Here is a 12,732-nt window from a genome sequence, read left to right on the forward strand (position 1 = left end):
AATCACTAATTCAATATTTCACAACACACTGTAAATCAATCAATTAAATCTTTCCACTCAAAAATATTGTGAAAATTCTTGGTTAAAAAATAGTTTTTATAATCCCCAAATTTTGAAGCTAAAACGAAATCGCCTCCCCACGCACCTAAACTTTTTACAAAACTAGGACAGTCTTCAAAGTATTTTTGTTTTACAGTTTCTACTTGTAAAAAATGGCTCAAATTCTCCTCGTGTAGGGTCATTAAGTCTGAAAATTCATTTAATTTTTCACAGTTTAAAACTTGTTTTGTAATTTCTGAAAACTGATTTTTTAAAGATATAGATTTTTCTCGAGACCTAAAAGCGTTTATTCCCTCTCTGCTATTTTGCTTTTGATTCAAATGAATCAATATAAGCTCGTCGGCAAATTTTGGTTGAAAGGTAATCTTTTCTATATATCTAGGATTATTTTGGTAAAGGATTGCAGATTTCTCTTGAGCTACAGCTATATCATATCCACTCCCTCCCAATGAAATTTCATTGAGCAAATAAGCATCAATCCCTGCAAAAACGGCTAGATTATTCATTAAAGTAGAGCTGCTCCCAAGTCCGAAATTTCCGGGAAACTGAAGATTGGTTTTTATTCTGTAAGTAGAATTACTTTGTAACCTTTGGTCTGATAAATTTTGAACATTTTGTAAAACCTGAAGAATAAACTGAGCATTATCTGGCAAATTAGTCTCTATAATTGTCCAACTATCATAATCAATAATGGCATGAAGCCAAGATATATTTTCGTGTAAAGCTTCCCAAAAAATAAGCGATTTATTATCTTCTATTTCTTCCCAATAAAAATCTTGTCCTAACTTAGTAGGAACTGCCAAAGCCAATGCTCCATCTAAGACAAAGTATTCTGAGGTAATTAATAATTTTCCGGGAGAGAAGACGTGATTTTCCAAAACTCTAATTTTTAACAAAAATAAAAAAAGTCACAACAAATTGTGACTTTATCCTTATATAGCAGAAGAAATTGTAACTTCTGAATTTATTTTCTTAATGAGGCCTTGCAAGGTCTTACCAGGACCAACTTCTACGAAGCTTGTTGCTCCATCTTTTATCATATTCTGTACAGACTGCGTCCACTTAACAGGTCCTGTAAGCTGTGCAATTAGATTTTTTTTAATCTCATCAGGATTAGAGATTGCAGTTGTAGTAATGTTTTGATAAACTGGCAAAGTCGCTTTTCTAAATTTTGCCTTTTCTATCGCTGCTGCTAATCTTTCCTGAGCGGGTTGCATCAAAGGAGAATGGAAAGCTCCGTTTACAGGGAGAATCAAGGCTCTTTTTGCACCAGCCGCTTTCAAGGCTTCACAAGCTTTTTCTACAGCGATTGTTTCACCTGAAATCACCAATTGCCCAGGGCAGTTGTAATTTGCAGGAACCACTATACCTTCAATAGAAGCACAAATTTGTTCTACTTTTTCGTCTTCTAAGCCCAAAATAGCTGCCATAGAAGAAGGGTTAATATCACAAGCTTCTTGCATTGCCTGCGCTCTTTCTGAAACTAATTTTAAACCATCTTCGAAAGATAAAACTCCATTGGCTACCAAAGCAGAGAATTCTCCTAAAGAGTGGCCAGCTACCATCTGAGCTCCTGTACCATCTATTGCTTTTACCGCAGCAACAGAATGTATAAAAATTGCTGGCTGAGTAACTTTTGTTTTTTTCAAATCTTCATCTGATCCTTCAAACATTATTTTTAGAATATCAAATCCTAAAATGTCATTACTGAAATCCATTAAATCTTTGATATCTTTTCTACTGTCGTATAATTCTTTGCCCATTCCTACGAACTGAGAACCTTGACCAGGAAATACAAGTGCTTTCATACAATTAATTGTGTTTTTTTGCAGGAACCTTTTGTTCCTAATTTAAGATATTTATTATTAGTTTTTTATGGAATAAGTCTTACCACTCTACAGCCCGTATTTACATAAGCACCTTCTTTGCTTTTCACATATTCGAATTTTGTGGCCAACTGAGTTTGAGTTTTACTCATCTGTTTGAAAAGTTCACCTTTGCTATTTTCTCTACTCAAAATATCGTTTACTACATCAAAACCAATAATAGCATATTTAGAAGGTGTTTTACAATATAATTTTTTATAAGTTGCTAGAATTTCTTTTTCAAAAGATCCATCTGTATTTATTTTTCTATCCATCAGATAAACCAAATTGGCTTTTCTAAGGCTTTCCTCTTCTTTATCAAAAACACTGTGATAATACATACTGAATGCTTTAACCCCAGTTGTTTCAGAAGATAGAGACATCATTCTTTGTGCAAATTCATTCCCTAGATTTTCTTCTTTAGACGCTAATATGGCCATTACTGGAGCACTTTGTCCGGTCATCATGTTCGTGTCTAGTTGAATTTCTGCCGCAGAGTTTACAATAATGATATTAGAATTTTTTAATTGCTTTTTTATATTATTCTTAATATAGTTTGCATTTTGGCTATCGTTATCCGCTACTATATATATTTTTTGATCAGAATATGCCTGCAAAACTTCTTTTACAATTCTATCTGCAAAAACCTCTTCGTCTGTTTCTGTAATCACTAAATTATTAAAATTTCTCAACTCTGGCGAGTTTGCAAAAGGCGCAACAACTGGTATTTTTTTAGATTTTACATAATCTAAAACATCCAATACATTAGATTTAAAAAATGGACCAATAATTAAATCTGTATTCTCTTGATTAATCTGACTTAATGAATTTCTAAAAGAACTTTCGCTACCTGCATCTACTACTTTAATTTCTAATTTTTGCCCTGAACTAGCATTTCTTTCTATGGCCAATTTAGCGCCAGTTAAAAAATCAGTTGCCATACTTCTGTACTTAGAATCACTAGCTTCAAAACCAAAAGGCAACATCAAAATTACGTTGAGCGCTCCTTCATTTTTCTTAACATAAGCAGATTCTAATTTTTTAACTTTTAATACCATTCCTGTTTTTAGACCATCTGTAACTCTCGGATTCATTGCAATTAATTGGTCTAAAGTTATCCCGAATTTATTCAAAATTCCGAAAACAGTATCTCCATCTTGTACAGTGTAGGTTTGATATTCATCTTCTTGAGAGACTGATGCTTGCTTAGCCGGTTTGTTATCATCTTGCAAAGCAACCGTCTCTTTAACTGATGAATTAGAATTTACAGATTTTTTTACTTTGATTACAGCTCCCGGTTGAAGACCCTTCTCCTCTAAACCTGGATTCATCTCAAACAAATCTTTCTGAGAAATCCCAAAATTCTTGGTAATTTTATAGTAATTATCTTTAGGTTGAATAACGTATGAACTATCATCAACATTAGATTTTTCTGTAGAAGCATCTACTTTCGGAGTGTCTGCTATAGGAGCTGGAATGGTAACCGCAAAGTTTCTATTGAATGCATTTTTGTCTGCATATTTTTTCACATTTTCTGCTGGTAATGTCACTTCATCCCCGATTTTCAGATGTGAATCTAATTCTGGATTCAATTTTCTAAGGTCAGCTTCTGCAATATGATATTGCTTGGTAATTCCGTAAATCGTTTGCTTCGGTTGCAAAACTATTTTAGTTACATTACCAGATAGAGAAACTGAAGGCTTTTCAGTAGTTTTAGGTTTTTCCTCTGCTCTTTTACTTACAACAAGAACATCACCTATATTAAGTTTACCATCTTTAACCTTTGGGTTTAACCTATAAAGTTCATCTATAGATATTCCGTATTTTTTTGATATACTGTATGGATTTTCCTTAGCTACTACGGTATGAGTCTTCTGTGCGAAAACCATCAAAACAGATAATAAAAAAGTAAATATCAGAAGTTTTTTCATCATTTTTAAATAAAGTACAAAAATACTGCTTTCTGTTTAATTTTGCATTAAAATTAACACCGAATTATCAACATCCATTTCTTGGTAACAATTTTCAAGCCATTGTGAACCATTTTCAGCAAAAAAATTGCTAAAATTAATTACTCTTTCTTGCCAATTTCCAGATGGATGAATTTCATAATATAAAGTCTGTAAATAGTTGATATGGTCAGATTGTTTTATTTTTTCGGCTCTTAGAAGGCGTTTTCTCATTCTTTGGAAACTTTTCAACTGCCTTGTTTCTTCAGCTTCTACTAAATTTCTAAAAGTTTTATCCGTAATTGCCGCTTTTTCTTTCAACTCATCAAACTGATTTTTTAGAAGCAATTCTCTTTCGTCAATTAAAAGTTTCAGCGCTGAATTTTGCAACAACTTTTCATTTAATTTGGCTTGAAAATCTCCGAAAAAACACTCCATGTCCATTCCTGATTTTTCTATTTTTTTCAAAGTTTTATCTTTCAAAAAAAGCATAGAATTCCTAGGAATAAGAATAGGAAACGGCAGTTTAAAATGCTCAAAAACATCGGGCATTTCTAGCCAATACATAATTTCTGCGTTTCCGCCAATATACGCCACATTTGGCAAGACTTTTTCCTGAAAAACGGGTCTTAACAAAGCATTGGGAGACACTTTAGACCAATCTTTAGAAATTTCATCAAACGAAATTTCGTTATTTTTATCTACAATTTCAAAATTATCCTCTTTAGCCGAAATTCTATCTCTGGTTTCACTTAAATAAAACAGATTAATTTCCCTAGGATTTACCTGAACTTTGCCATATTTCTCTGTTAAAAATTTAATGTTTTTTTGAGAAAAATGATACGTAACTTGATTTTTGAGTTCGTCTGAAAAAATATCCGCCATTTGATTTTTTAGTGCAGCATCATCTCCATCAATCATCAATAAGCCATATTCAGCAAAAAGTTCTTGAACCAAATTTCTAGTTGCTTCGGTAAGCGTTTTCCCCTTTTGATAAGATTTTTTCATCAAAAGAATAAGTTGTGTCCCAAAAACATCGTCCTTAAATTCTTTTTCAAATTCGTCAATAAATGAAATATCTTCTATGACAATTCTGCCAACAGCACCACCAGATTGACCTTTGATTTGGTAAATATTTTGTTCGGTTTTAAAATGGTTAATTTCTTCGAAATCGTGATCTTCTGTTGCCATCCAAAATACAGGAACAAAATTTTTATCTGAATTTTGATTGAGAAAATCTGCCGTTTTAATGGTTTGCAAAATTTTATAAACAAAAAAAGCAGGGCCAGAAAATAGATTCAACTGATGACCTGTAACTATTGTAAAAGTGTTTTCCTGAGAAAGTAAATTGATGTTATCTACCTGTTTTTGAGATAATTTCAATTCTTTCAATTGTTGGCTAAAAACTTCAACCAAAATGTTTCTTTGGTCTAGAGAAAAAGATTTTGATTTTTCTTCTGCTTTAGAAAAAACATTAGACAAAGAAAATTGATAAGATGCAAACTGTGGAATTTCTAGATTCAGAAAATCCTTAATCAATTGAGGAATACTTCCAATATTTTGAAATGGAATTTTAGATTTCAACATCAGGCAAAATTAATGAAATATATACCAAACGACTCCCAAATTTAATCGAAAATCATAAATAGGATAATTAGGCGCTGTAAATGATTTGTTTTTCATAAACGTAGTATTAAAATGCTGCGCTTCTGCAAAAATCATCATCGTTTTTACTTTTAAATTGAAATAAGCATCTGCAATGGGCTGTCCACCAATAGAAGTTCCGCTATTAGAAAGCACAAACTCATTAAGCACCGGGAAATAATCTCTAGATTTGAATTTGCTAAAATAGTACACTTTAATTCCAGTTTGGATTTCTGCAGCATTTTTAAACGCCTTTGATTGATAAAAAACATTTAATCTTCCCACAAAATTAGGCATCGGCAAGAGTTCTTTTTGTGACAATACACTCTGGAAAAGCAATTTGGTGTTGAATTTTAGTTTCCAGTATTTCAAAGTTGCTTCACCACCAATCTGAGAAACATTTACGGTTTCTGAACTTTGCTCCGGAAGAAAATCTGTACCGAAATATGCAAAATTATCAATCCTGAAATAATTGGCAAAAACAGAACTTTCGAACCATTTTAAATTGACTTTGCCCCCAATTTCAGTAATGTTTTGGTTCTTCGCATTGCTAAAATTGTAATTAAAATCTTGATAAAAAGAAGGATTCATCAAATAATTAAAACTAGGAATGGCCGACTGAAAATTGACATGCGCGTCTAAAACATAGTCTTTAATAGGCTCTAATTTCAATAAATTCTCTGACCTAAGATAGTTCCCAAAAGATTTTCCATTAGAATATTCTAAGAAAGATTTTACATCTACTTTGTCCCAAAGCTTTATTTCTAAATTTCCTACTGCTCCTAGTCTGTTTTCTTTATTTTCAGTAGGAATTACTACACCAACAGCAGCAGGAAGTGCTCTATCTGTACCCAAATTAATCAATTGATGTCTAAAGCCTGCATCTAATTTGAATGTTTTTTTATCAAAAACCAAACTTACGGTATTGCTTAGATTTTTAGAAAATTTATAGGTATAAGTATCAAATTTACTCACATAAGGACTTGAATAAAAACTTTCTGCAGAAGATTGCAAAAATCGATATTTATTGGTCTGTTGAAATAGAGTGTGCCTCAACTTGAAAGGATACTTTTCTGAATTAACAAATTGAAACTCTTGAGAAAAATAATATCTTCTGCTAGAAAACCTAGAGTCTGAAGAATTAAGATTTACGGATAAGTTTTGTCTGTTATTAAATCTACTGTCATCTCCTAAAAACAGACTTACATCTTCTATCCCAGCACTTTCTTCATTATTTACATTTTGATGAATGTAGTGGGTATAAAATTGATATCTATTATTTTTAGAATTAAAACGAGAAGAGAATGTGACATGATTAGAAGAAGCCAAACTTCTGCGATACAATCCCTCTGAGCGAAGCCCCATATACTCTACTGCAAAATTGAAATTTTTTCCTACATTTTGAGTATATGTTGTAGTAAGTGCAGCGCCTTGTTTCATGGCATTATGATACACAAAAGAAGTAGTAGGTGTTTTTACATCATAGTACTTCACATCATCTATCCCTACAATAAAATGTGATTTATTGGTGGGCAGCAATGCTAAATTTTGTTCTTTATTGACCGAAAAAACCAAATCTTGAAATCCAGAACCTATGTTAGCAAATTGAATTTTCCCAAAATTGTCTCTATTATTAAATTGAGAAAATTGGTATGATTTATCTGTAGTAAAAACAGTATCGAAAGGTTTTTTCTCTGAAAACTGAGTGTAGTGCAAATAGTCTGTAAATTTTGGTTTAAATATTTTAACAGAATCTCTACCACCTTTATCTACTACTAAGGTGTCTGATTGGGATGTTTTATTCACCCTTTCATTTTTTATTATTTGCGCACCTGCAAAATTTACCGATAAAAATATGATTAAAAAAATATATCTCATTATGAAATTTTGAACTACAAAAGTAAAAAAGATAAATAATTAATACTAAATAAATATTTTATTTCATCAAGAATTTTATACTTTTATAAAATAAATTTAAAAAATGAAAAAAATTGTTTTATTAGTAATGATTATTCCAAATTTTTATTTTTCGCAAATAAAAACGGAGCTGGAGGTATTTGGCAATTCTAGAGGGAGTGTTTTTGACGCGAGTAATCAATTATTTAAATCTTATAACGGAATAGACGGTTCTCCATATATTGATGAATTTTTCCACCCAATAACCATAGAAGGGTATAGTAAAAACCTGCCATCTGTAAGATATAATGCATATGAGGATGAAATGGAATTTAAAGTAAATAATGACATACAGTTTGTTACCAAACAAAATAATCTTAGGATGAAATTTGTAGATAACAGAATCATATATTTTTTAACAAAATATCAGTATGACAACAAAGACATTAATGGATATCTTGTAGAATTAATTGGAAATGGGAAATACAAATTATACAAAAAAGAAAAAATACAAGTGGTAGAATATAATAACAATACTACTAATACTTATTTAAAGGGGAAAAACCCATACTTTGAAAGAGAGAAAGATGTATATTTAATAAATGACAATGGAGTTTATAAAAAAGTTCCTAAAAATACTAAAGATTTAATCTATCTCCTAAACCTTTCTAATGATGAAAGTAAAATTCTAGAATTTGCGAAGCAAAAGAAGATCAATCTTAAAAATGAAAACGACCAAATACAAATAATAAATTTTATTAATGGTCTGTAATAAAAAACGCCTCAGATTGAGGCGTTTTCTATTGTAATATTCTTTGTGAAAATATTAATTGTCATAACCAGGATTAGAAACTACTAGCGTACCTGCTAAATCAGTTTCTGCTCTAGGAATAGGGAAAGCAAGCTTGTTGATATCAACGCTAGCTGGTTTAAATGAAGTATCACCCCATCTTAATAAATCCCATTGTCTGAATCCCTCTCCTAACAATTCTTTCTTTCTTTCAAGTTTTATTTGTGCAAGACTTACAGAAGTAATTGCTGCTAATTGTTGAGCAACAGTCTGAGTACTGGTATCTGAAAGTCTATTTGCTAAAATTAATTTATAATAAGTAAGTGCTTTTGTTGCATCCCCCCCATTTAATTCTGCTTCAGCTCCATTCAATAACACTTCTTCATATCTCACCATTTTAATATTATCAGCTCCAACTGTATTAGTATATTTACCATAAGTTACTCCTTGGCCATTTGTATAGGATAAATAGTGTGCTGTAGCAGAAGCTCTTGTGATTAATGTTCTTCTAATATCAGCAGGATCATACATTGAATATACTGTGGTAAAAGGCACCAAATTTGCATATCCATTATAACTCATAATATATGCATAAGATGATGTAGATAATGAAGAGTCTGTACCTACTTCTAATTCAAAAATTGAATTAGATGCAGCTCCTCTTAAAGTATATCTAAATGATTCTTGGTATAAATCTTTTGGTATAACAGAATATTTTCCAATTACATCTGCAGATAAAGATCTAACCTTTGCATAATCTCCTTTATAAAGATAGAATCTTGCCATTAAAACTTTTAAAGCACTTATAGAAAGTTCTGTCTTATTAGATGGAGCATCTATTGCAGAATTAGCAGTCATTATAGTTAGAGCTGTATTAAAATCTGACTCAATTTGTGCTTCAGTCTCTGCAATTGTACTTCTCGCTTGCTTTGCTTTTGGATCATATTTTAAAGGCAAAACAACTCCAAGTGTACCACCTGTGTATTTTTGTCCAAACAATCTGAGTAAATCAAAAAATCCCTGAGCTCTAAGAGCATATGCTTGACCTTGATAATATTTAGCTGCTGGTAAATCAGAAGCAACAATAGGAGATAAATTAGTATTGATAACAATGTTCATCTTAGCAACAAGAGTATAAATTTGATTATAGGTTCCTGAAGCATAAGAATCACTTGAAGTCATAGAGTAGTCTTGAACTGTTGTAAAATATCCAGATGCTTTATTACTATACATTTCATCTGATCTTACTTCACCGAATGCTGTAAAATCTCTACCATAATAGGTAGAAGATCTCATAGATGAATATCCTCCTCTTACAAATGATTTAATTTCTGAAAGTGTTGTTAGGTCAGATTGAATAACATCTTGTCTAAATTCTCTTTCTACAAAATCATTGCTGCATGAGTTACTAACCATGATTAATCCGAAGGCTAGCAATGCAATTTTATATATTTTATTTCTCTTATTCATTTTCTTAATTTTTTAGAAGTTTAAACTAAACCCGAATAAATATGATTTAAGTATAGGCAACCCAAGATTAGATGCACCTGCAATATTCACCTCTGGGTCAAATTTAAGTTTTTTATCAAACAAGTATGTATATGCATTATTTGCCATAACATAAACTTGTACACTATTCAATCCTGATCCTTTTAAGAAATCACCATTAAATGTGTAAGAAAACTTGGCATTACTTAACCTGATATAATCTCCATCATATAAGAATCTAGTAGAAGCTCTGTTAGATAAAGTTGTATTACCATACATTGGTTTTGGATTTGAAGCTCCTGTATTCGTTGGTGTCCAGTAGTCTCCAAAAACCTCTCCATAACCTGGATAATTAACTGTATATTGCCCATCAGAATAAGTATAAAGAGCCCAATCATCATAGATTTTAGATCCAAATCCGTATGCAAATTGAAGATCCAAAGCAAACCCTTTATAAGATATAGATGTATTAGCACCACCGTAAACTTTGTTTAACATAGATCCTTGCACCGCTTGTTGGGCAGTATTATAATTACTTGTAGTTGCACCATCTACTCCATTTATATACCATAAAGGAGCTCCTGTTGCAGCATCTACCCCAGCCCATTTACGCAAATACCAAGTTCTAACACCTTCGCCCACTCTTAGAGTAGTAGTACTTCCATTCACATTTCCGCCATATAACTCAGTAATTTCGTTATCCAAAGTAGATAGGTTAAATCCTAATGTCCAACGAATATCATCTCTATTTCCTTTTAAAATTACTGTATTTATTGCAAATTCATATCCTTTATTTACGAGTGACCCAATATTATCAGGATATGAGACTAGACCTTGTGAAGTTTGTAATGGTAAATTATAGATTAAATCTTTGGTTTTCTTGTTAAAATACTCAGCACTTAATGTAATTCTATCATTAAATAGACCGATATCAATACCCACATTAAAAGGATTAACTGTTTCCCATCTTAAGTTAGGATTCATTACACCTGAATAAGTTGCTGCTGCATAATCATTATAATTGGTATTGTAATTATATAATGCATATGGATTAGCACTAACCTGATTTCCTAATTTACCATAAGATGATCTTAGCTTAAACATTGAAATCGCGTTTATATTTTTAACAAAATTTAATCTTGCTAAATCTAAACCAACCCCAACTGACCAGAAGTTACCAGCCTTATTTTCTGGCATAAACTGAGACAATACATCTCTTCTGTATGAAGCATCTAACAATACTAATTTATCATAATCATAGTGACCAGTTGCAGCATATCCGTATCTAGAAGAAACACCTGAGGAACCTGCATAACCGAAAGGAACTACAAAATTTGATAATGTTTGTAGCGTTGGGGTACCAACAGTTATACCAGTTGCAGATAAAAATCTATTATCTGTTTTATATGCTTCTTGAATTAATGAAGCCCCAAAATTATGAAGTCCTAATTTGTAATTATAATCTAAAATATTTTGAACATTGAAATTGAAATATCTATTATTAGATGTTCTTTGGTAACCTCCATAGTTTCTTCCATCCCCATGAATCGGATTCCAATATCTATCCTCTTCTATTTGAATATATTCTGGAGAAAAAACAAATTTATATGTTAAATTTTTTAGAATTTTATATTCTAATCCTAAATTAGCATAAGTTCTGAATGTTCCTGCATTACTATAATTCATATCAGTCACGGCACCTGGATTAAACATTCCATTTGACAGTCTTCCTGTCGAAGCAATCCAATACCAAGAACCATCTGGATTCTTTGTAGGATCTGTTGGTCTGTTAAAATATTGAGCTAATATAGGATTCGCAAATGCTCCACCCTCACTTAGAGTGCTTAGTTTGGAATATGAAAATTGTATATCAGTAGTTAGCTTAAATTTATCTGTAGCCTGATAAGCAATCTTATTAGTGAATGCTAATCTATTAAAATATGAATTTCTTACTATACTTTCTTGATTAAAGTAGTTAGCCGATGTATAATAAGTCATTCTATCATTTCCACCAGACATGCTAAAATCTGCATTTTGCTGATAACCTAACTTTTGTACAGTTTTTGCCCAATCACTATCAATATCTTTATTAACCCCTAAAGCTGTTGCGAAAGTATCACCTGTATAAGATGTAGCATATCTATTATTATATGCATCTGCTAAATAAGTTAGCCAATCTGCAGTTTTAAATCTTTCATGTTGCTTAACCGCTTTATCATTAAAACCATAATTAAATGAAAAATTAAATCTAGGCTTTCCCTTTTTACCTGATTTAGTATTGATAACAACAACCCCAGCTCCTGCATCCGCACCATAAACAGCGGTAGAAACAGCATCTTTAAGAATAGTTACACTTTCTACATCATCTGGATTTAAGTTAGCCAAAATATTAGCAGTTGTATTAGCAGTTGTTAAATCTCCATTCGCAATCCTAACCCCGTCCAAAATATAAATTGGTGATACAACTCCATTAATAGAAGAAATACCTCTAACCCTTACACTAGCCATTCCTCCTGGCTGACCTGACGAATTCCCCGTCATAACACCAGTTACTCTACCTTGTAACATTTTATCAATAGATGCAACAGGAACATCTTGAATTGCATCAGATTTAAGACTAGAAACCGCACCCGTTACTTCTTTAACCGATTTCTTTTGTCCAAAACCAACAATTACAACCTCATCAATTGACTTCTCATCCTTTACGGAATCTTTTTTCTGTGCCATAACAGTTGCTCCTCCCATAAAGAAAAGTACACCTGCAGTTAGCGCTTTAATTTTTACATTCATATTAACAAAATTTAATACATTGATAGGCAAAAATGTTAATAAATTTTAACATAAACAAATTAATTTCTTCCAAATTTCGTCTTAAATCTCTTAAATTTTTTAACAAAAACGAAAAAAAACACAAAATTGATAAAACAAGCCCTACAATTTACAATTACATAAAAATAAGCCGGCAAAAAATCATTTATTTTTAACAAATAATAAAACAAACGTTTGTTATTTAGAATTGATATAAATTAAAAAAGCAAGC

8 protein-coding genes are annotated in these 12,732 nt (G+C 31.5%); 1 reads left to right on the plus strand and 7 read right to left on the minus strand.

Annotation, left to right across the window (positions count from 1 at the left end):
* Nucleotides 1-35: 35 nt before the first annotated feature.
* The 5 genes from IEW40_RS04920 to IEW40_RS04940 form a co-directional block, all read right to left on the minus strand.
* A complete protein-coding gene (locus IEW40_RS04920; RefSeq protein WP_188616968.1) occupies nt 36-938 on the minus strand; it encodes a GYDIA family GHMP kinase in 903 nt (300 codons plus the stop codon).
* A 54-nt stretch (nt 939-992) separates the two neighbouring features.
* A complete protein-coding gene (gene fabD / locus IEW40_RS04925) occupies nt 993-1,868 on the minus strand; it encodes an ACP S-malonyltransferase (RefSeq protein ID WP_188616969.1) in 876 nt (291 codons plus the stop codon).
* A 65-nt stretch (nt 1,869-1,933) separates the two neighbouring features.
* Nucleotides 1,934-3,856 carry a LysM peptidoglycan-binding domain-containing protein gene (locus IEW40_RS04930; protein WP_188617484.1) on the minus strand — a complete coding sequence of 641 codons (1,923 nt, stop codon included), beginning with the start codon at nt 3,854-3,856 and terminating at the stop codon, nt 1,934-1,936.
* Nucleotides 3,857-3,892: 36 nt separating this feature from the next.
* Nucleotides 3,893-5,461: a bacillithiol biosynthesis cysteine-adding enzyme BshC gene (gene bshC / locus IEW40_RS04935; protein WP_229663381.1), complete on the minus strand. Its 1,569-nt coding sequence runs from the start codon at nt 5,459-5,461 to the stop codon at nt 3,893-3,895.
* 9 nt (nt 5,462-5,470) lie between these two features.
* The gene (locus IEW40_RS04940) at nt 5,471-7,324 is read right to left on the minus strand and encodes a putative porin (RefSeq protein ID WP_308421282.1); all 1,854 of its coding nucleotides are present in this window, start codon (nt 7,322-7,324) and stop codon (nt 5,471-5,473) included.
* Between the two features lie 175 nt (nt 7,325-7,499).
* Between IEW40_RS04940 and IEW40_RS04945 the strand changes: the two genes are divergently transcribed.
* Nucleotides 7,500-8,186 (plus strand): hypothetical protein, encoded by a 687-nt coding sequence (locus IEW40_RS04945; RefSeq protein WP_188616971.1) that lies wholly within the window; start codon nt 7,500-7,502, stop codon nt 8,184-8,186.
* 54 nt (nt 8,187-8,240) lie between these two features.
* On the opposite strand, the gene IEW40_RS04950 is transcribed toward IEW40_RS04945, so the two are convergent.
* The gene (locus tag IEW40_RS04950; RefSeq protein ID WP_188616972.1) at nt 8,241-9,674 is read right to left on the minus strand and encodes a RagB/SusD family nutrient uptake outer membrane protein; all 1,434 of its coding nucleotides are present in this window, start codon (nt 9,672-9,674) and stop codon (nt 8,241-8,243) included.
* Nucleotides 9,675-9,686: 12 nt separating this feature from the next.
* Nucleotides 9,687-12,482 (minus strand): SusC/RagA family TonB-linked outer membrane protein, encoded by a 2,796-nt coding sequence (locus IEW40_RS04955; protein WP_188616973.1) that lies wholly within the window; start codon nt 12,480-12,482, stop codon nt 9,687-9,689.
* Nucleotides 12,483-12,732: the final 250 nt, after the last annotated feature.

Origin of the sequence: Cloacibacterium rupense (assembly GCF_014645495.1) — a bacterium.
Classification (GTDB): Bacteria; Bacteroidota; Bacteroidia; order Flavobacteriales; family Weeksellaceae; genus Cloacibacterium; species Cloacibacterium rupense.

Excerpts from the sequence above, each read along its gene's own strand:
- fabD (WP_188616969.1), bottom strand. The coding sequence starts at position 1,868 with ATGAAAGCACTTGTATTTCCTGGTCAAGGTTCTCAGTTCGTAGGAATG.
- IEW40_RS04930 (WP_188617484.1), bottom strand. The coding sequence starts at position 3,856 with ATGAAAAAACTTCTGATATTTACTTTTTTATTATCTGTTTTGATGGTT.
- bshC (WP_229663381.1), bottom strand. The coding sequence starts at position 5,461 with ATGTTGAAATCTAAAATTCCATTTCAAAATATTGGAAGTATTCCTCAA.
- IEW40_RS04945 (WP_188616971.1), top strand. The coding sequence starts at position 7,500 with ATGAAAAAAATTGTTTTATTAGTAATGATTATTCCAAATTTTTATTTT.
- IEW40_RS04950 (WP_188616972.1), bottom strand. The coding sequence starts at position 9,674 with ATGAATAAGAGAAATAAAATATATAAAATTGCATTGCTAGCCTTCGGA.
- IEW40_RS04955 (WP_188616973.1), bottom strand. The coding sequence starts at position 12,482 with ATGAATGTAAAAATTAAAGCGCTAACTGCAGGTGTACTTTTCTTTATG.